General features: G+C 48.6%; 21 protein-coding genes. 6 read left to right on the forward strand and 15 right to left on the reverse strand.

The genetic code is table 11. From position 1 onward, the window contains the following. Positions 1 to 218: 218 nt before the first annotated feature. Positions 219 to 1,598: a tryptophanase gene (locus tag AC14M5_RS18725; protein ID WP_484031230.1), complete on the forward strand. Its 1,380-nt coding sequence runs from the start codon at positions 219 to 221 to the stop codon at positions 1,596 to 1,598. Between the two features lie 166 nt (positions 1,599 to 1,764). Next, positions 1,765 to 2,802, forward strand: coding sequence for a tryptophan 2,3-dioxygenase family protein (locus AC14M5_RS18730; RefSeq protein ID WP_484031231.1), 1,038 nt, complete (start codon positions 1,765 to 1,767; stop codon positions 2,800 to 2,802). 54 nt (positions 2,803 to 2,856) lie between these two features. Here AC14M5_RS18730 and AC14M5_RS18735 read toward each other — a convergent pair whose 3' ends face one another. The 6 genes from AC14M5_RS18735 to AC14M5_RS18760 all read right to left on the reverse strand — a co-directional run bounded on the left by AC14M5_RS18735 (position 2,857) and on the right by AC14M5_RS18760 (position 8,076). Next, complete coding sequence (locus AC14M5_RS18735) at positions 2,857 to 3,759, reverse strand: c-type cytochrome (RefSeq protein WP_484031232.1); 903 nt, start codon at positions 3,757 to 3,759, stop codon at positions 2,857 to 2,859. A 132-nt stretch (positions 3,760 to 3,891) separates the two neighbouring features. After that, positions 3,892 to 4,305 carry a DUF3052 domain-containing protein gene (locus AC14M5_RS18740; protein WP_484031233.1) on the reverse strand — a complete coding sequence of 138 codons (414 nt, stop codon included), beginning with the start codon at positions 4,303 to 4,305 and terminating at the stop codon, positions 3,892 to 3,894. A gap of 69 nt (positions 4,306 to 4,374) precedes the next feature. Next, the gene (locus tag AC14M5_RS18745) at positions 4,375 to 5,382 is read right to left on the reverse strand and encodes an aldo/keto reductase (RefSeq protein ID WP_484031234.1); all 1,008 of its coding nucleotides are present in this window, start codon (positions 5,380 to 5,382) and stop codon (positions 4,375 to 4,377) included. A gap of 9 nt (positions 5,383 to 5,391) precedes the next feature. Further along, entirely contained in the window at positions 5,392 to 5,709 is a 318-nt protein-coding gene (locus tag AC14M5_RS18750) for a hypothetical protein (protein ID WP_484031235.1), read from the reverse strand. A gap of 8 nt (positions 5,710 to 5,717) precedes the next feature. Further along, entirely contained in the window at positions 5,718 to 6,569 is an 852-nt protein-coding gene (locus AC14M5_RS18755; RefSeq protein WP_484031236.1) for a MerR family transcriptional regulator, read from the reverse strand. A gap of 40 nt (positions 6,570 to 6,609) precedes the next feature. After that, positions 6,610 to 8,076, reverse strand: coding sequence for a discoidin domain-containing protein (locus tag AC14M5_RS18760; RefSeq protein ID WP_484031237.1), 1,467 nt, complete (start codon positions 8,074 to 8,076; stop codon positions 6,610 to 6,612). A gap of 54 nt (positions 8,077 to 8,130) precedes the next feature. Between AC14M5_RS18760 and recJ the strand changes: the two genes are divergently transcribed. Then, complete coding sequence (gene recJ, locus AC14M5_RS18765) at positions 8,131 to 10,422, forward strand: single-stranded-DNA-specific exonuclease RecJ (RefSeq protein WP_484031238.1); 2,292 nt, start codon at positions 8,131 to 8,133, stop codon at positions 10,420 to 10,422. Here the strand turns inward: recJ and AC14M5_RS18770 are convergent. The 9 genes from AC14M5_RS18770 to AC14M5_RS18810 all read right to left on the reverse strand — a co-directional run bounded on the left by AC14M5_RS18770 (position 10,419) and on the right by AC14M5_RS18810 (position 19,301). Next, positions 10,419 to 10,946, reverse strand: a complete 528-nt coding sequence (locus AC14M5_RS18770) for a hypothetical protein (protein ID WP_484031239.1) — start codon at positions 10,944 to 10,946, stop codon at positions 10,419 to 10,421. The genes recJ and AC14M5_RS18770 overlap by 4 nt on opposite strands. Before the next feature lie 27 nt (positions 10,947 to 10,973). Beyond that, on the reverse strand, positions 10,974 to 11,945 hold the full coding sequence (locus tag AC14M5_RS18775; RefSeq protein WP_484031240.1) for an ABC transporter substrate-binding protein: 972 nt from the start codon (positions 11,943 to 11,945) through the stop codon (positions 10,974 to 10,976). Continuing rightward, positions 11,942 to 12,364, reverse strand: coding sequence for an ester cyclase (locus tag AC14M5_RS18780; protein ID WP_484031241.1), 423 nt, complete (start codon positions 12,362 to 12,364; stop codon positions 11,942 to 11,944). Before AC14M5_RS18780 ends, AC14M5_RS18775 begins: the two co-directional genes overlap by 4 nt. Positions 12,365 to 12,376: 12 nt before the next feature. Beyond that, entirely contained in the window at positions 12,377 to 13,159 is a 783-nt protein-coding gene (locus AC14M5_RS18785) for an ABC transporter permease (RefSeq protein WP_484031242.1), read from the reverse strand. Next, a complete protein-coding gene (locus AC14M5_RS18790) occupies positions 13,156 to 14,010 on the reverse strand; it encodes an ABC transporter permease (protein WP_484031243.1) in 855 nt (284 codons plus the stop codon). The genes AC14M5_RS18785 and AC14M5_RS18790 overlap by 4 nt, the downstream gene beginning before the upstream one ends. 65 nt (positions 14,011 to 14,075) lie before the next feature. Beyond that, positions 14,076 to 15,170 (reverse strand): ABC transporter substrate-binding protein, encoded by a 1,095-nt coding sequence (locus tag AC14M5_RS18795; protein ID WP_484031244.1) that lies wholly within the window; start codon positions 15,168 to 15,170, stop codon positions 14,076 to 14,078. 245 nt (positions 15,171 to 15,415) lie between these two features. Beyond that, complete coding sequence (locus AC14M5_RS18800) at positions 15,416 to 17,245, reverse strand: aldehyde ferredoxin oxidoreductase family protein (RefSeq protein ID WP_484031245.1); 1,830 nt, start codon at positions 17,243 to 17,245, stop codon at positions 15,416 to 15,418. A 107-nt stretch (positions 17,246 to 17,352) separates the two neighbouring features. After that, a complete protein-coding gene (locus AC14M5_RS18805) occupies positions 17,353 to 17,592 on the reverse strand; it encodes a MoaD/ThiS family protein (RefSeq protein WP_484031246.1) in 240 nt (79 codons plus the stop codon). Positions 17,593 to 17,648: 56 nt separating this feature from the next. Beyond that, entirely contained in the window at positions 17,649 to 19,301 is a 1,653-nt protein-coding gene (locus AC14M5_RS18810; RefSeq protein WP_484031247.1) for a hypothetical protein, read from the reverse strand. Between the two features lie 120 nt (positions 19,302 to 19,421). Here AC14M5_RS18810 and AC14M5_RS18815 point away from each other — a divergent pair, with 120 nt between their 5' ends. From AC14M5_RS18815 to AC14M5_RS18825, 3 genes are read left to right on the forward strand one after another with little or no spacing between them, the layout of a single operon-like run. After that, complete coding sequence (locus AC14M5_RS18815; RefSeq protein WP_484031248.1) at positions 19,422 to 19,859, forward strand: PaaI family thioesterase; 438 nt, start codon at positions 19,422 to 19,424, stop codon at positions 19,857 to 19,859. Then, positions 19,856 to 20,311, forward strand: a complete 456-nt coding sequence (locus AC14M5_RS18820) for a hypothetical protein (RefSeq protein WP_484031249.1) — start codon at positions 19,856 to 19,858, stop codon at positions 20,309 to 20,311. The genes AC14M5_RS18815 and AC14M5_RS18820 overlap by 4 nt, the downstream gene beginning before the upstream one ends. Positions 20,312 to 20,360: 49 nt before the next feature. Continuing rightward, on the forward strand, positions 20,361 to 20,816 hold the full coding sequence (locus AC14M5_RS18825; protein WP_484031250.1) for a hypothetical protein: 456 nt from the start codon (positions 20,361 to 20,363) through the stop codon (positions 20,814 to 20,816). The last annotated feature ends 42 nt before the right edge of the window (positions 20,817 to 20,858 follow it).

A 20,858-nucleotide genomic window follows, 5' to 3' on the forward strand; every position in this document is an offset into this window, starting at 1 on the left:
TATCGCTCGCGGCTACTCAACCACCGAATATATTTGAAATAAAAACAGACGCGAAATAACGTCCGTTTTTATTTCAGTCAAATTTCATGACATTTGTTACAGAACAAAAAAGTGGATTGGTTGTAGAATAATTTTGTCATTGGAGACCGAATGGCTGTCAGGGGAATATGCCAGGCTCGCTACCCAAGATTTGACACACATCAAATTTAGGAGACCAAATGACTGCTACACACCCACCCGAACCATTTCGAATCAAAGTTGTTGAATCCATTCACCTGCCTTTGCGCGAAGAACGCGAAGCGGCACTCAAGGAAGCGGGCTATAACCTCTTCCTGATGAAAGCCGAAGACATCTTCATTGACCTGCTGACCGACTCAGGCACAGGGGCGATGAGTCAGGAACAATGGGCGGCCATCATGCGCGGCGACGAGTCGTATGCGGGGGCGCGTTCATATCATCGCCTCAAGAATGCTGTCGAGGATATTTTCGGTTTCAAGTATTTCGTCCCAACCCATCAGGGGCGCGCCGCTGAAAATATTCTGGCCGCCTGTCTCGTGAAGCCCGGGCAATATATTCCAAGCAACATGCACTTCGACACCACGGATGCCAACATCCGCGCGCGGGGCGGAAAGCCCGCCAACCTCGTGATTGATGAAGCCTTCGACCCCGAGAATCCACATCCGTTCAAAGGCAACATGGATATCAACAAACTCAAAGCTTTCGTCGAAATGTATGGGCATGAGAAAATTCCCTTCGGGATGATGACAGTTACAAACAACGCAGGAGGCGGTCAACCCGTTTCGATGGAAAATCTCAAAGCGGTTGCGGATGTCTACCACGGGAGCGGGATCCCGTTCTTTATCGACGCTGCACGCTACGCCGAAAACTGCTTCTTCATCAAACAGCGGGAGCCTGGCTATAGGCAGAAGTGCGTCAAAGAGATCGCGCATGAAATGTTTGCCCTGGCAGACGGGATGTGCATGTCGGCCAAGAAGGATGCGATCGTCAACATTGGCGGCCTGTTATGCTTGAATGACGAAAAACTTTTTGACGACATCAAAAATGAATTGATCCTGCGCGAAGGCTTCCCCACCTACGGCGGACTCGCTGGTCGCGACCTGGATGCAATGGCTGTCGGTTTATACGAAGGTTTGGACGAAGATTATCTGGCGTATCGTTTGGGGCAAACGGCTTATCTGGCTGCGCGAATTAACGAAGCAGATATTCCCACCATCCAACCCGCTGGCGGACACGGAGTTTATATCAACGCTGGCGCGATCCTTCCGCATATTCCGAATTACGAATTTCCAGCTCAGGCTTTGGCCGTGGAACTCTATCGCGAAGGCGGCATTCGCGGTGTGGAGATTGGCTCGGTCATGTTTGCTTGCCTCGACCCTGATACGAATCAATGGCATTACCCCAAACTTGAACTCCTGCGTCTTGCCATCCCGAGGCGCACATACACACAAAGCCATCTCGATTACGTGGCGGAATCGCTCGCTAAAATCAAATCCCGTGCTGATAAAATACAGGGGTATAAATTCACCTACGCACCCGAACTGCTAAGGCACTTTACCGCTAGATTCGAACCGTTATAGTCTTCGTGCTGAGCGGAGCGAGACCATGCTCTCTGGTCGAACGTAGTCGAAGCGCAATGTATACTCGAAGGGCGAGATTTAACATAAACTCGCCCTTCGACTGCATTCCTCGCTGTCGCTCGTCACTCCGCTCAGGACGAAATTTATTATTGAAAGCGAGTATTTCATGACTGAAGAAAGCAACCTCTATTACGCAGACTACCTCGAACTCGACAAAATTCTTGGAAGCCAGCATCCAAAAAGTTCCACTAAAACAGATGAAATGCTGTTCATCGTCATCCATCAGGCTTATGAGCTGTGGTTCAAGCAGATCATCCATGAGTTGGATGCGGTGCGGGAAATCTTTTCCACAGATAACGTCAACGACAACGCAGGCGAGATGAGCATTGCCGTCCACAAGTTGAAGCGGGTGGTCAAAATTCTGGAGGTGCTGAATCAGCAGGTCAACGTGCTCGAGACGATGACGCCGATGGATTTCCTTGAATTTCGCAATCTGCTCCTGCCATCTTCAGGATTTCAAAGCCTGCAATTCCGCATCATCGAGGCCAAGCTCGGCTTGAAAATGGACCAGCGATACAAAGCCAGTTATTACAAGAACACGCGCCCGGGTGGATTCAGCCAACAGGATTACGAGAGCATTAATCAGGTCGAGAAAGAGGCGACACTCAAGGGGTTGATCATCAAATGGGCAGAGCGGACTCCCTTCTTCGATGAGTCGCTTTGGAAGAAATATCAGCCGCTTTATCCCGTTGAAAATGGAACGCAAAAATTCTGGGGTGATTACAAACAGATCTATCAAAACAGTCTCTCTGGTGTCGAGCTGCGACAGATGGAGGAACTGGAACGCGTCTTCTACAAAGAAGGGTCGGGTGAATTTTCAGTAGATGCAATGAAGGCGGTTCTGTTCATCATGCTCTATCGCAACCTGCCTATCTTTCAAACTCCATTTGATCTGCTGACCACGCTGATCGACATCGACGAATTGCTCTCGCAATGGCGCTACAAACATATGCTCATGGCGCGCCGCATGATCGGTATGCGCGTGGGCACAGGCGGCACCAGCGGGGCGGGCTACCTTGAAGGCGCACTGCGGCAGCATTACATTTTCAAAGAGTTGACTGAGATCACCACATTCCTGATCGAACGCAGCAAATTGCCCAAGCTGCCGAACGCGGTCAAAGAGAAAATGAGTTTCAATGTTTAATCAAAAAGGTCACGCAGGCGCGTGACCTTTTTGAATATCACTTTATGAGGGGGTTTATTCTGTATATTGCGGAAGTTCCGGGAGAGAACCCAAATACATCCAGATCGCTTTTAATTCATCATCATAAAAGTAACGATAATCCTCCCACGGCATCAAATGCGGATCCAATTCATGTCCTGTGGGGGTTGCCCCTGTGCGAATCGTGTTGATGAAGTCTTGCTCCGTCCAGGCGGCGAGTTCACCGCCCGGGGTTAAGTTCGGGGATATTTTCGTGATCGTCGGGTCGGGGAATGGGCCGCCATTCAACTCTGGGCCATGACATAAACGGCAGTCGTTCGTGTTCACCATATATTCACCATACTCAATACTCGCGCCTGCTACTGGCGCAGCAACATGAGTTTCGTGACTCACTACTTCAACTGGTAGGGAAGGAAGCACGCCCAGCACAAACAACACCTTCGCCAAAGGTGTGAATTTTTCTCCTGCCGACTTGTGATCCACCGGCGGGACAGTTTTGATGTAGGCAATGATGGCGGCCAGGTCTTCATCGCTCAAGTTTGCCGTGGATACAACAGCGGGCATGAAGATTGGCTTGCCATCTGAATCAATGCCATGCCGAATAGCGCCGACGTAATCCTCGGTTGTATAGCTGCTTCCAATTCCACCTTCGCCCATGGTTAGGTTGGCTGAGTCGATAGTCCCCAGCGGGCCAGCGCTAAACCAATTTTCTATCCCACTCAAGTCCGGGCCATGACATCCCTGGCACAACGACTCGGCGCGATGCCTGCCAAACTCAAGGCTTGCTTCATCTGTGGGCAGGACAAGGTCCGATGGGGGAAAATCATAGGTTTTGTTCAGGCGGGAATTCCCAACAAGGAACAATGTTACACCAGCAACAAGAACCAATCCTAACAAAGAGCCTACCACGATACCGATCCACTTAAGTACCTGTTTCATTTCTAAACTCCTTTGTTGATAAAATAAAATTAAATTTCGCGCCCATGATACATCAATTTTTTTGGAAAAAACAGAAAATAATCAATGCAAAATGATTGCGCTTTTAAAAGAAGTTTGAATTAAAAAAATACCTCATCGTCTTTCTGATTTTCGTATCATCAGTTTTAGCCCCGACCAGACCTCGCTCACCGCACAGACTTTGATATCCACAAAGCCAAGCGGCAATACAATTTCACGAATAACATCTTCGGTAATATCCGTTGGAACTTTCGAAGCTTTCTTCGGCCATGAGACCCATACAAACCCGTCCTGTTTCAATTCATTTCGCAATTTGGAAAGTGTTGTATCCAGAAACGCGCTCTCTGTTGCAAATACGTGGGCGGCTTCGACGGGCTTGCCTGCCTTCGTCACCAACGATACGCCCTCAGGAAGCTCACCAAGCCATGATCTGTATTCCTTCGGCGCATGGATGGTCAATAATTTCAGCGGAGGTTTGAGTCCGAGTTTCTTTGCAAGCGGAGTTTCAGAATATCCAGTGAGAGCCATATAGGAAATTATACTGAAAATAAAAAATAATGGCGGCTCTGTGGCCGCCATTTGATTCGATCAATTTATTCATATCGTTATGTTTGCGAAAGTCTCACCGAAGATCAGGCCGCGCACATGATCCGACGACAGGAACGAGTGAGGGAATCCCAAGTCAATGGGGCTGGCTTCATCCAATCTCTTGAGTTGATCGGCCGTCAATTCGAAATCAAGGCAGCCGAGATTATCTTTCAAATGTTTTTCGCTGCGCGCGCCGAGGATCGGGATGATGCGAGCGGGTCTCTGCCGCACCCAATTGACTGCGACTTGCGAAGGTGTTTGCCCAATTTCCTTCGCAACATCCATCAACACAGATGCAATGCCTTTAATTCTCTCGTTCGTATCTTTTGAGCGTTTAGGTTCATCGGAAGAGGAGTTGTATTTTCCGGTCAACTCACCACCTTCCAGAATCCCCCAGGCAAGATAGGAAACATCCATCGCCTGCGTCATCGGGATAATGTCCCGTTCAGGGGCGCGGCTGGCAAGGCTATATTCACCCTGGTATGCAACGAAGCGGGACCAGCCCCTCAAATCTGCCAGCATATTCGCCTGCGACACAACCCAGGCTGGTGTATCTGATATGCCCACATACAAAACCTTGCCCGCACGCACGAGATCATCCAGCGCACGCATGACCTCCTCCACCGGAGTCATCCCATCCCACATGTGAAGATACAACAAGTCGATCACATCCGTGCCCAGTCTCTGCAAACTCCCTTCAACAGAACGCATCATGTTCTTGCGATGGTTGCCGCCAAAATTCGGGTCAGCTTTGCGTTCATTGAGCGTATACTTGGTCGCAATAACAAAGTGATCGCGGTCTTCCTTGATAAACTCGCCGATGTACTTTTCGCTGGTGCCGTTGGTGTAATTATTGGATGTATCAATAAAGTTACCGCCAGCCTCCGCAAACAGATCGAACATCTTTCGGCTTTCAGCTTTCACTGCTCCCCACCCCCAATCATTGCCGAAGGTCATTGTGCCAAGACAGAGTTCAGAAACACGTAATCCGCTTTTACCAAGTAATCTGTAACGCATGAACATCTCCTATCCTTTTTTCCACAACCTGGGCAAAGGCTCGATCTTTTCCCAACCTTTGCCTTGTTGAACGGTTTCCACATGTAGATCGGTGAAATAGGTGTCCAACACGGCGGCGCGTTCCTGCGCCAAAGGCGGGTGGCAATAATCCTCTTCTTCCCATACAGCGACACCCCGTTCCTGCGGATCGAGACGCGCATGGTCGAGCCCGTATTGCAGTGCCTGGCCAAATGGTTTCATCTTCTGGATCTCGCCGCTATCTAGTCGGCTGCGTAATTCAGCGAGCAGATCTTCATGATATTTTGCCTTCACTAGATAATACGCCATGGGTTCTCCTATCTTTTTTCAACCGCTACTTGAAGTTCAGTAACATACTGATTTGAATCCTGCGCGAGGTAAGTTGGCGGCAGGTCAAAGGTCAAACCGTGCGCGCCATAGTGAAGATAAACCTCCCGGATCGGTCCTGCTATTTGATAATGGTTGGCTTCCATCCAACCAGATAGCGCGTTATACGCCTGATACAGAGTCGCATAACTTCCTGAATGAACGACACAGGCTACATTCGAAATCCGCGGGAACTCACGGACATGAACGGTATCTGTTCCTGGAATGGCAAAGGCAAGCGGGACAGCAACCTCAGCATCAATATCAGTTTCGCGATATTCAGCGTCGTGATAGATCGTGAATGGAGGTTTATCTGCGCGTGCCTTATCAAAGCGCATCACATACATTTCCAATTCGTCGAACATGGTTGTGATACGGTCATCATCTTCGGCGACCTCTCGATAAACGGCAGCTAGCTCTGCGCCAACATCGCGCAAGATCACATCATACATTGCACGATCTTCCTTTCCATTCAACTGGTGGATGCGGGCCTCCAAGCGAGCCAGCCGCAACTGTTCCTCCTGCATTTCCTGCTCCATCTCGGCGCGTTTCAATTTGAACATGCCAAGCAATTGCTCCGATGGCAGGTCTTCATCCAACATACCTGCAATCTGTTCCAGCGAGAAACCCACATCCCGCAGAGCGAGGATTCTATTTAAACGCGGCAATTGGTCCGCAGAGTAATAACGATAATTCGTGAACGAATCCGTTTGAATGGGCTTGAGCAAATCCAGCTGATCGTAATGACGCAGCATCCGCACCGATACGCGGCTCAATCGGGAAAACTCGCCAATCTTGAACATGATAATTTTCGCTACTATATTCTCTCACATAGTGTCAGAGTCAAGGGGCGCCCGCGTCAATTACCTCAATTTCCCTCCATGCCACCCAGGATGGGCTGCTGGTTGTTTCCACCTGTATATATTGAATTCCGGTAATAGGCTGGGCAGGCGTAAATATCAGAGTCTGGCCATCGGTAGTAATGCCCTCAAAAGTGGTAAGTGTAGTGAATTGACCGTTGGCGCTTCTGCCTGAAACACGATGGACTGTTGCGCCTTCGGGGAATTGACTGATGGTCAATTGAAATTCCTGAATGTTATGTTCTGCGCCAAGATCGATCTCGATCCACTGCGTCGGTCCGCCACCAGAATTCCATAAAGTTCCCAAGTCTCCGTCCACAGCCAGCGACCCGACCAAGTCTCCGGAAACGCTTGAAACTCGAACAGGTTTGCCAAGCGCAAGGTTTGCACCCAGGCCTTCGCGGCGAAAGCCCAATGCAGATTTATCTGCAAAATAATCGTTGATGAAATTTGTAAATGTAAAATCGGTTGTCTCAGGCAGGACAAAATCAGGTTTGTCGTCCCACGACTGAAAAAGAATGTGATCAGGACTGCCATTCTTTTCAATCTCCAACTTTTTTACACGCTCCCCGGCAGCAGAAATCCAGTCCTCATCGGTTTTAGCAAATCCATTGCCTCCATAAATAATGCCAACGGGCACATTGTTTTCGTCACCATAGTCCTCGATCATAATAACTTCATCCACCCACGTGGGACGGCCCCAGTCAATATCCAGATGAAGAAAGGCTAGATCATACCCGTTGACCTCGCGGAACTTCTGCATCCAGGCTTGATATTCACTCGCGCCAGCCGGGCCCGCAAGCGCCTCTGTATCCCCGATGATGATTTCAGGAAAAACGACCCTCATTGATTGGGCAAATTGGTCAATCTCATCGGCAATTTTCTCTGCACTCCAATGACAGGCATTTGGACCGTCATAAAAATGGCCATAGTAATAGGGCTCGTCCATAGCCAGCAGGTGCAATGTTCCGCCTGCGGATTGAATCCGCCTAGCCGCGCCAACGGCATAACTTACTCCTGAAAATCCTTCTATTCCCTGGCCGCAATCCTCCGCATCCAGAGGGCCAAACTCCATGGCTAATGCAAGGCCGCGGCGCTGGGCATCTTGAATCACTTGTTTTAGCTGCGACTCTGAAGCATACCCAACCCACTCGCCATACAACTTCAACACATGAACATGGCTGGCTGCCATCTGCCATGGAGCATCCGGCATAAACAGTTTTATATAATCATCCGAGCCGGTGAACGGGCGTCCCACCACAACGGGCAAGGGAGGCAAGGGTGCAAACCAAATCAAAGGATTCGCACCCAGTGATGGAGGTTGTGGAACTACTGTTGAAATGGGTTGTGATGTAGTTGGGGAGGCTGACGTAGAAGACGGCAAAACATCTGGCAAATTGCAGGATGAAAACAACAGCATAAAGAGTATTGGGAGCGCAAGCTTTTTCATGACAATCTCCTTTTTAAACATTTTACTGCGCAAACTCGATTAGAATCACAAAATATGACTCGCTGGCTGGATCCTCATCCCGTGCAAATACCCGCCTCTTTCGCGGACCTCAAGCTGCATCCGCTTATCGAGCAGACCCTCCTCCGACGCGGAATCAGCTCACCTGTTGAAGCCGAAGCGTTTTTACACCCTGATACAAATCCATCCACTCCTTTTCCAAATATTGAATCAGCACTCGATATTATCCAATTGGCTATACGCAAAGACGAGACGATCTGTGTGTGGGGTGACTTCGATGTGGACGGTCAAACATCCACTGCCCTGCTGGTGCAAACCCTGCAAGCATTGGGCGCAAAAGTTGTTTACTATATTCCAATTCGCGGCAAGGAAAGCCATGGAGTCCATGTTGAGACTCTCAAGCCGATCATTGATAATGGCGCAAAGCTGATCGTCACTTGTGATACGGGCATCACAGCGCACGAAGCCGTTGAATATGCCAACTCACGCGGCGTGGATGTGGTCATTACCGATCACCATGACCTTGGCGAGACACTTCCAAACGCAAAAGCCATCATCAATCCAAAGTTGCTGCCAGAGGGACATCCGCTTAAAAATTTAGCGGGAGTGGGAGTGGCATACAAACTCGCTGAGGCGATGCTCGATACTCGAGATTCGAATATCGGATCTCCGATATCGAGTGTCGATTTACTTGATCTCGTGGCCCTTGGTCTCATAGCCGATGTTGCCTTACTAAAAGCCGAGACTCGTTCATTAGCACAAAAAGGAATTCAAAAACTTCGAGAAACAAAAAGATTAGGGCTGAGAGTTATGGCCGAGCTATCAGGCACAAGCCTTGAAACACTGACGGAAGAAACCATTGGTTTTACCTTTGCGCCACGCCTGAATGCGCTGGGGCGTTTGGGTGATGCAAATCCCGCAGTTGAATTGCTGCTCACCCAGGACCCCGCAAGGGCGCGTGTGTTGGCCGCACAAATCGAAGGTCTCAACGCGCAGCGCCGTTTATTGACCAGCCATGTATATGAAGCGGCTGAAGCACAATTGCGCGAAAACCCAGACCTGTTGACAGAACCCGTCATCGTTTTATCTCACCCCAACTGGCCGGGCGGCGTGGCGGGTATTGTTGCCAACAAACTGGTGGAGCGTTATCACAAACCTGCAATCCTGCTTAACGAATCAGAAGATGGAATTATGCGCGGCTCCGCACGCTCGATTGAAGGGCTACATATTACTGAGGCCATCGCTTCGCAAAAAGATATCCTGCGTGGATTCGGCGGCCATCCCATGGCCGCTGGAATGTCGTTCGATGCAGATAAATTTACCGAATTTCGCCGTGGTCTTGGAAAAGCCATCCAAAAACAATTGGGTGAAGTTGTTTTTGAAGAACCCACTTTGCAAATTGACGCATGGCTGGGTTTGGACGAAATCAATCTCGATCTCGCCACGGCTTTGGAGGTTATGGCCCCCTTCGGCGCAGGTAACCCAGGATTGATGCTGGCGACTCGCGGTGCGCGCTTGAAATCTGTATCAACAATTGGTAAAACACGAGAACATCTGCGTTTGCACATTGAAGATGAAAACGGAAATGTTCAAAGCCTATTGTGGTGGGGCGGCGCGGGCGAGGAATTACCCGAACAGGGTAGCAAATTCGATATTGCCTATTCCCTACGCTCAAGCAGCTTTCGTGGACAGAAACAGGTCACGCTGCAATTTGAGGAATATCGAGTTGTTGAGGAAGCACCGGTTGAGATTCAAGAACGAGAATTAGAGATTAGGGATTTGCGTTTGAAGGTTTCAACGTTTCAACGTTTGAACGCTCAAACGCTTGTGTGGGCAGAAGGTGCGGACAAATCAAAAGGCAAATCCCGTTTTGAGTTACAACAAGCTGATGAATTCACAATATACACAACTCCCCCATCACCGGTTGAATTGCGGGAGGCCCTGAAGGTCGTTCAGCCAAAGACGATCTATGTTTTTGCAATTCCGCCCGCAGAGGAAAAAGCAGAAGATTTTCTAAACCGACTGGCAGGGTTATGTAAATATGCACTCAATCAACGCAAGGGAAAAGCGACTATCCATGAATTGGCAGCGGCCATGGCTTCACGCGAAAGCGCGGTACAAATCGGGTTGGAATGGCTCGCGGCGGGAGGTCAATTAACTGTTGATATGGATGATGATCAGGTGAATCTAAGTATGGAGAAACAGGAGAAAAATCCTTATTTGCAGGCGGAGTTGTTTGTGGCACTAAAGGGCATCTTGAATGAAACATCGGCATATCGCAAGTTTTTTGCGACCATGGATGATTTGAAAAAAATATTCAACCCCTAATTTTCAGGCTTATCGAAGAAATCATTTACCCCAAAATACTCATCGAAAAAGACTAACAACGCATCCGCGTTCTGACGAAATTTCGCATCCGCATTTTCCGCATTCGGGTTCCCCATCTTTGCAATCAACCGCTCGCGAAAACTAATGCTGGATGAGGCAGGCAAGTGCTTTTCCATCTCATGGATCAATTCCTTTGCCCGCCGAACAACAACCAGGGCGTTCGGCAATGAAGTATTTTCTTCGATCAGGTTTTTGAGCTGCTTGCATTTGTAACTGCGGCAGCCGCGCGGATAGCTTGGTGATGCGTAAACCGTGCATACACCCTCCCATAGCGGACAGGGTTGAGTAAATCCGCGTTGACGAGGGTCGTTGCGAATGACGTTCAATCCAATTGATTCAGCAGGGTTTAATTCATTAGCGTTAAGCCTCACCCACGAAAATAAATGTCCAGTGCAGCAAAGGCCGCAGGATTTGCATAAAATAGTTTCTGGAGAATTATTTTCTTCATCAGCAGTGTCAGTCATGGTGAAAATAATATCTCACTTCTGGAATTATTCTCGTATTTCCTTCCACAAGTCATCGCGTCTCTTTTGGCCTTCCATATCCAAGGGCATACTTGCTTCCAGTTTTTGTAACACATCCTCAGGCGGATAGGTTGAGGGATCGTTCCGCATTTCGTCATCCAGCAGGTTCAGGGCAGCACGATTGCCTGTTGCATAACGGGTATAACGCGCCTCCTGTGCGGCAATCTCAGGGCGAAGGACAAAATTCAAAAATGTATAAGCTAGTTCAGGATTCGGCGCATCGACAGAGATGGCCCAATCGTCCTCCCAGATTTGCGAGCCTTCGTTTGGAACCACATACTTTATTGGCGCGCCTTGCCCAATCAACACAGCCGCATCACCATTCCATCCTAGCGATAAACAAGCTTCACCTGATACAAGCAGGGGTTTGTAATTCGTTTCAAAGGCAAGCAGATGCGGCTTAAGTTTCAGTAGATCTTCTCGCGCTTCAGCCAATTCATCCGGGGAAGTCGCATTGTAAGAGTGACCACGCATCTTCAACGCCGCGCCAATCACTTCACCGGGCGAATCCAGCACTGTGACACTCCCCGAATTTTTCGCGGCGAGGCTCCAAAAATCGGCCCACGAGTTTGGTTCTTCGTAGATCATATCTGTGCGATACATGAAACCTGTAGTGCCCCAATCCTTGATGATGCTCACGCGCGATTCGGGATCATGAGCACGTCCCTTTTGAAAACGCGGTTCGAGGTTTCCTAGATTTGGCAGGAGGGATTGATCGAGCACATGTAGACGATTCTGCGCGCCAAGTTCACGGACTGCATAATCTGGAGGAACCAACGCATCTACTCCGCCGACCTGAGCCTGCATCCGTTCAACAAGCTCGACTGCACTCGGAACGATTTCCAACTTAACCTTGACCCTGAACTCATATTCAAACTGTTCCAATGTTTGAAGGTTGATGTAATCGGGCCAGGTGAGAAGAGTGATTTGTTTGCTCATATGTCCTGTTGCGGAGGTTGAGCGTAACCAAGCCGCTGGAGCATTCCAAGAAAATCTCTTTCGCTCCAGCGTTCTGTGATTTTTCCATTTGAGAAATAAATAATATCCATGCCAGACCAGGTCGTTTCCTTGCCACTTGGAGGAAATCCGCGAAAAGAACCGAGTTGGGTTCCATGAATGGTGAGGCGCACAGCGACTTTATCACCGTCTGCGAATAAATCTTCCACCGTTACTTTGACATCGGGAAATACGCTTGTGATCATGCCAAGGTATTGCTTGAAGACCTCGATCCCGGGGCCGGGTGCGCTGTGATCAATATATTGCGTAGATAATATCTCGTCCGCGACCTCCATTTTCCGGTTGTTCAAAATTTCGTCATAAAAGCGGCGTGCCAGGGCTTGATTTGTTGCTGAGGACATGCTGACTCCTTTCTATTGTTGTGCGCGGCGGATTCTTTCGGAGATAAATACCAAAGTCAATGTGCCGATCATCAACAGTACCGCCAGGGCTATCATGATCGGCAATCGATTCGCAAAGCGCAATTGGCTGAATAGATAAACAGGGAAGGTGGGTTGAGTCCCTGAAAGAAATAAGGCTAGTGCAAATTCATCGAAGGACACAGTAAAAGCTGTCAGCCAGGCAGAAACCATGGCTGGAAAGACCAGGGGCAGGGTGATGCGGCGAAGCGTAGTGGGGTAGTCCGCGCCCAAGTCCATGGCGGCTTCCTCAACACTTGAGTCAAATCCCGCAAGGCGTGAGGCGATGATCAATAATGTGTAGGGCAAAGCCACCACTGTATGTGCAATACCGATTGTCCAGAGTGAGCGGTCAATTTGCAGGACGGAAAATAAAAGCAAGAGTGCAACGCCTAACACAACGTAAGGGACAATCAAAGGAAGAACAGCCAATGCGATAAGAAAGCCCTGACTTCGAAATTTATAGCGAAGCATGAGGATCGAAACCATGCTGCCAAGTATGGTTGCTGCGAAACTGCTGCCAACCGCCACCACCAGACTGTTGCGCGCCGCACGCAGGATGGCATCTGAATCAAAAAGCTGCCGATACCAATCCAGGGTGAGGTCATCGAGGGGAAAGGAAAGGGATGCGCTTGAATTGACCGAGAACAGAAACAATAACCCAATGGGCAGATACAATAATGTGATCAGACCAAAATAATAAATGGTAAGAGGGATCGAGCCGCGGCGCGCATTCATTCGAATAATTGTTTCAAGTCAACCAGGCGGGTGGCAAAGGCGACAAAAATGAAGGTGGTCACCAGCATGATCATCGAAAGTGCGGAGCCCAGAGGCCAATTTGCGGCTTTCGTGAAAAAGTCCTGAATGATGTTTCCATATAAAAATCCGCGGCTGCCGCCCACCAGCAGAGGTGTAGCATATTCACCTATGGTTGGGATAAAAACCATAAAGAAAGCAGCAAAGACACCGGGCAAACTGAGAGGCAAGGTGATGCGCATGAATTGCTGAAGTGGACGCGCACCAAGATCCGCTGCGGCCTCAAAGAGTGCAAGGTCAATTCGTTGTAGTGCTGCGAGGATTGGCAACGCGGCAAATGGAATCCAGACATAGATCAAGGTTAGAATCACAGCGGTGCGGTTGTATAGTAAGGCAGCGAGGGGCTCCTGAATGACGCCCATGTAGATCAGAAAAGAATTAACCACTCCGTCTGTGCCAAGCATAAACTTCCACGCCATCACACGCAGGAGATAGCTGGTCCAAAAGGGGACGAGAAGCAGGATGAGATAGAACCCGGCTCGAGGTCCAGCACGAAGCGCAAGGAAATACGCGAGCGGATAAGCCAATAATACAGAGATAATCGCTATGCCAAATGCCGTGAGAGTTGAAATCCCCAATAATCTCCAATAACTGAGCGTATTGGCTACGCTTGCATATTGATCGAGGGTGGGAGTCCACAATTGCAGCAGGTCGCCGCGCATATCCGGCCGAAAACTAAATGCCGCCATTAATAGAACCGGGAGAACAAAAAACGATCCCAGCCAGAGTAACGGCGGCAGATAAATGAACCAGAAGCTGGCGCCACGATCCAACCCCCACCCTGCCCTCCCCCAAATTCTTCGAATTTGGGGGAGGGTGTCCGAAGGACGGGAGGGGGTCACGGTGCGGCTTTTACTTCCGCCCACATGGCCGTCCAGGCGTCGCGTTGTTCGGCTGTGAGGTTTGGTGTGAAATTTGTTGTCTCAAGAATGTTCGGGTCATCTATTGAGAACGCCTGCTTGAGAGTCTCATCGGTGATGCCGTTCATCACATCTTGATTCGAATGCCCGTAATAGAAGAGGTTAACAACATTATTTCCAGTAGCCTCGCCAAGTTTGGCATCCAGGAACTTAAGCGCGAGATCGTAATTGTCGGTGCCTTTGCGGATGCCATATACACCCACCCAGGAATTGCGTCCTTCCTTGGGATTGGCATATGCAACAGGCACACCTTCACCCAAAAGCAACGCATACGCGCCCTGCCAGGCATAAGCGGCCCATACATCGCCTGATTTCATAGCTTCCACTAATTCGGGTTCGCCGGCCCAATAAAAGAGATTCAATTCGCGCTGGGCAATCCATTCCTCTTTGATGGCCGCCAATTCTTCGTCTGTAACTGCAGTCTCGTCATAGCCATGGATATAGGTTGAAACGGTCACGGCGCCCGGGCCGTCATCCCACATGGAGATATGCCCAGCATATTTCTGGTCCATCAATGCCGCCCAGGAGTCGACACCTTCGGGGATTTTATCGGTGCGATATAGAATGGATGTGAATCCCCAGTCCCACGGAATGAAGTATTGCTTGCCATTGATTTGGCCGATTTGCTTGAAGCTATCCGGGACTTTATCCCAATTGGTCAGCTTGCTGGTATCTATTTCTTCCACCAGACCTTCATCAACATAGAATTGAAGCCAGCCCGTGTATGGGTGGAAGATGTCGGCCTGATCGCCAGCTTTCATCTTGCCGTAGATATCGGCATCTGAGGCGCCTATCTCAAAATTGACTGTTACATTTGGATAAGTGGTTTGAAAATCCACCCAGAAATCGGGGGCATCGTACCCGGCCCAATCGAGAACTGTAAGAGAACCAGTTTGTTCAGCGGGTGGAACATCGGCGGCTGGGCCGGCTCCCCCACCACAAGCGGAGAGCAGTAATACAAAAATCAATATCACCCCGATTTTCGAGTAAAGCGAAGACTTGGTTGGGTTCATAAGGCAATCTCCTTTATTAACAATAAATGATGGATTGATTCTGAGCAGTCTTGCGCTGTCAATGATTGAAATGCACCTCCTTTCCTAAACGGAAAATAATGCTTATAAAGTCATTGTGTTACAAAATAGAACACCACAATTCTTCGAAAAGTTACTAGCCCATCTTAAGCAGAACGTCCCGCAGGTTTTCTTGAACTACGAAATTATGCACTCAAGCCTGCGGGACGGTGTATGCGGTCAGCTATTTAGTGAGGCAACCCCAACTCGGCTAGCTTCTCTTTCGTTGGAATACCGTTCTCATCCCAACCGCGGAGTTTGTAAAACTCAGGCAGCATCTTATCAAGTTCAACGACCATGCCTTTGGCGGGGCCATCGGGCAATGGCTCGTGCAGCATACGATGCGGAAGTGTATCGTGTTCGGGGCCAGAGCCAGCCTTGATCAGGAACATGCGCTCGAGGTTATAAACACGTTCAGCGGCCTTCATCACTTCTTCAGGTGTATAACCCGCGCCCGTTGTGAGGTTCATCATCTCAGATAAGCGCTCAGGCCAAACAATGCGTTCCTTGCTGAAAACATAACGAATCGCGAGAAAGACACATAAACCCGCGCTATCGATGAGAGTAAATGAATCTTCAAAGTGTTTGACAAGTTCAGGTTTGCCTTCGGTAGTAAGCGGGTTTTCTTTGACAGGCACGCCAAAGACTTCTTCATACGCAACATCACCTTCCATGTGTGACGCGCCCTTGTTGGAGGTGGCGTACAACAAGCCCATGCCCTGCGATCCACGCGGATCGTAACCAGGGAATTCCTGTTTGCGTACGGTGACTGCAATTTCGGGGTGGCCATATTTTTCAGCCAGGCGATAGCTTCCTTCAGCAAGGTCATTACCAAAGCCCTCGCGATATGCCATCTTCTTGATCATCTCGATCATCGCGTCGTGATCACCAAACTTGAGCGGCATACCAATGATCTCTTCGGAGATGTAACCTTTCTCGTACATCTCCATTGCGGCGGCAATCGTCATGCCTGTGGTGATCGTGTCCATGCCATACTCATTGCATAGATAATTCGCTTTCGTTAGCGCGGCGAGGTTGCTTACACCGCAGCCCGTTCCCAAAGATGAAATCGTTTCATATTCGGGCCCTTCGCCTTTGCCTTTATACGGGCCATCAGGAACTTCAGTGAGTCTTCCACATGAAATCGGGCAGCGATAACAAGGCACATTCTTGATCAGATATTGTTCCTTGAGCGCCACACCGTCAATTTTATCGGTGTGTTCAAACGTGCCTTGCAAAAAATTTCGCGTGGGCAAAATACCAAGTGTGTTGGTCACTTGCGGCACATAAGCCGTGCCATAAATCCGCAGGTTGGAACCCTTCTTGATATCCACGCCCACATCTTTGGATGTGTTAACACTCAACTCACGCATTCCATCCGGGTTATGCAGCGGCGGGTTTTTATTCCCAATCGCAACCACAGCCTTGAGATTCTTGCTCCCCATCACCGCACCCACGCCAGAGCGAGCCGCAGCGCGATTCTTATCATTCATGATGGCTGCCATCAATGCAAGGTTTTCGCCCGCAGGGCCAATACATGCGACTCTCGCTTCGGTGGATGTTTCTGCCTTGAGCATATCTGTGGTCTCAGGCACTTCCTTACCCCAAACATGCGCCGCAGACCGCACCTCAACCTGATCCTCGTTTACGTAGACATAGACCGGCTCTGCGGCCTTTCCCTCAAAGATGAACATATCGAACCCGGTGCGCTTCATCCAGGTTGGGAAATCGCCGCCCGAGTTGGAATGTGCCAGCGCGCCCGTCAGCGGAGACTTGGTGACGACCATATAACGATTACCTGTCGGCGCAGGTGTTGCAGTCAGTGGGCCTGTCGCGAAAATCAACACATTTTCAGGCGAGAGCGCATCTGCGGCAGGATTCATTTCTTTATATAGATAATGAATCGCCCATCCACGTCCGCCGAGATAATCACGTGCGATCTTGGGGTCAACATCTTCCTGTGTTACTTTTTTAGTGGTGAGATTTACTCGCAGAATTCTGAGGTGCCAGCCATACATGGGAAACTCCTATTGGGAAAGGATGAAGGATGAAATATGAAGGATTAAAAAGGTCGAAGGTCTAAAGTCGATTCCTTCGTGCCCTTCGTGTCAATTGTGTTTAAAGATTAACCTCCAGCAATTGCTGAAAAGGCTGTGACCATGTCGCCTTCTTTGAGCGGGGTAGACATGTCAACGGTGAGGCCGTTCAGCACAATTACACTTGTATCATCAAGGGGAATGTCAAAGCGCGAGATCGCATCGTGAACTGTAGTGCCATCGGGAACATCCAACTTAACCACCCCGTTTTTTGCTTCGGGAGGAAGTTGGTCTCGATAGTTTGCGATCAGTTTGATATGCACCAACATATTGGGATTCTAGCATGTTGGAGGTCGAATTGGCAATCGATTCGATTAGATGAGAACTATTTCTCAAACAGGCCTGACCACCCTGCCAAACCGGTGTTTCGGCGGAAATAATCGGCATGTCTTTGTTGCGCCGAAGCATAAACATTCCAATCAACAACTACGGTATTCGACGGAATTGTATCAGGCAAGTTTTTAAGAAAAATTATGTTTTTACTTTCCGGGGGTATGCCTAAGGTATGCAGAGCGTACCGATATGCAGGAGTCCGCCCCAAATGGTATACCTCATCCATTCGCCAACCAATCCAGGGACCACAAGGCTCAGTCAAGCATCCGTTCCATTTTGGCATAACTATAGCAACTGTGTTGTACGTCTGCGGATCCTTCCGCATTAATTCCGAGCGTACAAATTCCATTTGCTCAACATGGGTGATGACAATATTACGTAAAAAGCCAGATTGAACTCCGAGTGCAATAATAAAAACAAAGCCCCACGCAATATAGTCAACCTTCCATCCTTGCAAGAAATTATGTTTCCCAGAAATCACTTCAAAAGCGTATAACCCTGTAAATATCGAAAGACCCACAAAGGTTAACAAGACATGTGGGCGATGATCTATGATCTCCATGGGCGAATCGGATATGATGAAAACAGCAGCCAAGCCCAAACTCACTGGCACGGTCAACCATTTTAAGGCGATTTGCCATCTCTCTGCTCTTCCATCCTTACTCACGAACTCAGCGATGAAAGCCCACACCAGCATCAGGACCCAAACTGTCATAACAATAAATGATGCGCTTTTTTCTAGAAGATTGCTTAAGGGCGGGGTATTATGAAGAAAATATGGAAAACTCCAGATCTTAAAAACACTCCAATAAGTACGAGGGTTGATGGCGATTAACATCAAACTCACAGGGTTATTATCCAACTGCTCGAGAGCAGTTTCCCCAAGAATATAGGCACTGCCGCCCACACCTGACAAATAATTTATTCCATACTTATAAGTTAGGATGGAGACAAACATAACTAAAACGAGCATAAAAATAAATGAATTTATGCGGCCTTTATGCTCATCCCACTCCGTTAACGCAAGATACGACACCAGTATCAAAGAGAAAAAAGCATAGGTTTGCGTTGATTGCATGGCAAGTATCAGGATAAGAAATGTGATCATATACTGCAGCGCCCAAGGGATACGGCTCTTACGAAACACATAAAAATGCAAGTAAAAGGCTAAAATGCTAAGCCACATGGAGGGTTGACTATGTGATATCAAATGAAGGGAATACCCCATATGCACCTGAAAAGTGGCTTGGGAATACAAAGATAATATCGCCAGAAAAGCGAAGCCCTGTCTCTTTACCCTCTTCTCCAAAAAATTGAAAAGTAATAATGCTATAACAAGCAGGGAAAGGAAATTTAGAAAACGAACAAACTGAATTCGAGACGTGTCATAGCCAACAAAATCATACACAATCTTTTGGTACAAGCCAAACAATCCTCGCCCATGTGTGAGGTAGGCTGAAACAATAGCAGAAATGAAATCTCCCATCCCGTTTTTCACAGTGCCCCTGACAAAGCCCCTCTCGTCATTCATCAAGTAATCCGATAAAAACGATGGTGAATACATAAAGTAGATCATTGCGGCCAGAATTGCCATATATATTTTCTTATTTACAACTTTTTCATAAATTTGTCCACCAGAGTTCATGCACAATTCCTTTCAAGATACGAGGATAAGGCGATTACAATTTAAACAAAGGGATTGTACTGCAAACCAAGTATTTACGAAAACAGGACAAGTAACCTATATGGTATTAAAATTTACATCATGAAAAGACAACTTCCTTATCACGGCTGGTGTTTTGTATGCGGACATGACAACCCGCACAGTATTGGATTAACCTGGTGGGTGGACGATGACGGTATCATGACATCCGAGTTCACATTGAATGAAGCACAACAAGGTCCACCTGGGCATGTGCATGGAGGCGCATCTGCGGCGATATTAGATGAGGCGATGGGACTGGTCGTATGGGCGGCGGGACATAAAGTGGCGGCAGTCAACCTAGAGATCAATTATCACAAGCCGCTTCCATTGAATCAACCACTCACCCTCGAAACACGTATCACGCAAATGGATGAGAGAAAAATCTTCTCGACAGGTGAAATCAAATTGGCAGATTCAACTGTCGCCGTGAGCGGACGCGGGATCTACGTCGCAGCACCCAAGCTATTTGAACAAGTCAGGCTCGAGGGAAATAAATGAAGAATATCGTTTATCTGGTAGCTGCTATCTTAATAAGCGGCTGCATTACCATTCCTACGCCAGAACCCACGGCAACCACCGCCGTGCCCGTCATGCTGCGCGTGGAGGAGAACCCTTACAGGCCGCGGCCTGAAGATGCAAAATTAAGGCGGGCGGGCGTCGAGTTAATAAACACGAATTTACTGGAGCGTTTTGACCTAGACCCCTTTCGTGTGGAGTTAAGGTTATCAGGTTCCATGCCGAGCGCTTGCAACGAATTGCGAGTGGAAGTGGCGCGGCCAAACGATAACTACGAAGTCTTCATCGAAGTATATAGTATCGTGAACCCGAATATCCAATGCGAGAATGTCTTTCAACAATTTGAAGCCAGTGTTCTATTGGGCGTGTATTCTACGGGGCGCTATACAGTTTGGGTCAACGAAGGCTTGGTGGGTGACTTCATCATGTATTAATGGAACTTTCGAGGTGGCTTTATCGTCTCAATTAAAAATGGAGATAACCATGAAACGAATCTTATACATCATCATCCTGTTGATCTTTGCCTTGAGCGCCTGTGCACTTGCCGGGCAGCCTTCGGCAGACGATCCGGTCAACAGCCAGACTCCTTCTGTTTTGCCAATCAGCAGCTTCACTCCCAATCTCTCTGATGGAAATCTGACGCGCGGTGAAGCTTTTCTGGATTCAGTTGAGCTACTCACCTTGGAAAGCTTCCCACTTCAATTTATGCTGGTGCTGAAGGGAAGCCTGCCTACACCCTGCCATCAATTACGAGTAGCGGCCAGCCCGCCAGATGCAAAAAATAAAATCGTTGTGGATGTGTACTCCGTAACCAACTCAGACTTAATGTGCGTGCAGGTGATTGAACCGTTTGAAGCTAATTATCCGCTTGGGAGTTTCCCAACAGGTAAATACACGCTTTGGGTAAACGGTGTAATGGTCGCAGAGTTTCAATCATAAATTCGAATACTAATGAAACGGGGCTGGGAACACCCCAGCCCC

The sequence above is a fragment of the Candidatus Villigracilis sp. genome (assembly GCF_057083605.1).

Coding starts and splice junctions, on each gene's coding strand:
- AC14M5_RS18760 (WP_484031237.1), bottom strand. CDS start 8,076: ATGAAAAAGCTTGCGCTCCCAATACTCTTTATGCTGTTGTTTTCATCC.
- AC14M5_RS18805 (WP_484031246.1), bottom strand. CDS start 17,592: ATGTTGGTGCATATCAAACTGATCGCAAACTATCGAGACCAACTTCCT.
- AC14M5_RS18770 (WP_484031239.1), bottom strand. CDS start 10,946: ATGACTGACACTGCTGATGAAGAAAATAATTCTCCAGAAACTATTTTA.
- AC14M5_RS18810 (WP_484031247.1), bottom strand. CDS start 19,301: ATGAACTCTGGTGGACAAATTTATGAAAAAGTTGTAAATAAGAAAATA.
- AC14M5_RS18775 (WP_484031240.1), bottom strand. CDS start 11,945: ATGAGCAAACAAATCACTCTTCTCACCTGGCCCGATTACATCAACCTT.
- AC14M5_RS18815 (WP_484031248.1), top strand. CDS start 19,422: ATGAAAAGACAACTTCCTTATCACGGCTGGTGTTTTGTATGCGGACAT.
- AC14M5_RS18755 (WP_484031236.1), bottom strand. CDS start 6,569: ATGTTCAAGATTGGCGAGTTTTCCCGATTGAGCCGCGTATCGGTGCGG.
- recJ (WP_484031238.1), top strand. CDS start 8,131: ATGACTCGCTGGCTGGATCCTCATCCCGTGCAAATACCCGCCTCTTTC.
- AC14M5_RS18820 (WP_484031249.1), top strand. CDS start 19,856: ATGAAGAATATCGTTTATCTGGTAGCTGCTATCTTAATAAGCGGCTGC.
- AC14M5_RS18735 (WP_484031232.1), bottom strand. CDS start 3,759: ATGAAACAGGTACTTAAGTGGATCGGTATCGTGGTAGGCTCTTTGTTA.
- AC14M5_RS18795 (WP_484031244.1), bottom strand. CDS start 15,170: ATGAACCCAACCAAGTCTTCGCTTTACTCGAAAATCGGGGTGATATTG.
- AC14M5_RS18825 (WP_484031250.1), top strand. CDS start 20,361: ATGAAACGAATCTTATACATCATCATCCTGTTGATCTTTGCCTTGAGC.
- AC14M5_RS18800 (WP_484031245.1), bottom strand. CDS start 17,245: ATGTATGGCTGGCACCTCAGAATTCTGCGAGTAAATCTCACCACTAAA.
- AC14M5_RS18745 (WP_484031234.1), bottom strand. CDS start 5,382: ATGCGTTACAGATTACTTGGTAAAAGCGGATTACGTGTTTCTGAACTC.
- AC14M5_RS18730 (WP_484031231.1), top strand. CDS start 1,765: ATGACTGAAGAAAGCAACCTCTATTACGCAGACTACCTCGAACTCGAC.
- AC14M5_RS18750 (WP_484031235.1), bottom strand. CDS start 5,709: ATGGCGTATTATCTAGTGAAGGCAAAATATCATGAAGATCTGCTCGCT.
- AC14M5_RS18740 (WP_484031233.1), bottom strand. CDS start 4,305: ATGGCTCTCACTGGATATTCTGAAACTCCGCTTGCAAAGAAACTCGGA.
- AC14M5_RS18785 (WP_484031242.1), bottom strand. CDS start 13,159: ATGAATGCGCGCCGCGGCTCGATCCCTCTTACCATTTATTATTTTGGT.
- AC14M5_RS18780 (WP_484031241.1), bottom strand. CDS start 12,364: ATGTCCTCAGCAACAAATCAAGCCCTGGCACGCCGCTTTTATGACGAA.
- AC14M5_RS18725 (WP_484031230.1), top strand. CDS start 219: ATGACTGCTACACACCCACCCGAACCATTTCGAATCAAAGTTGTTGAA.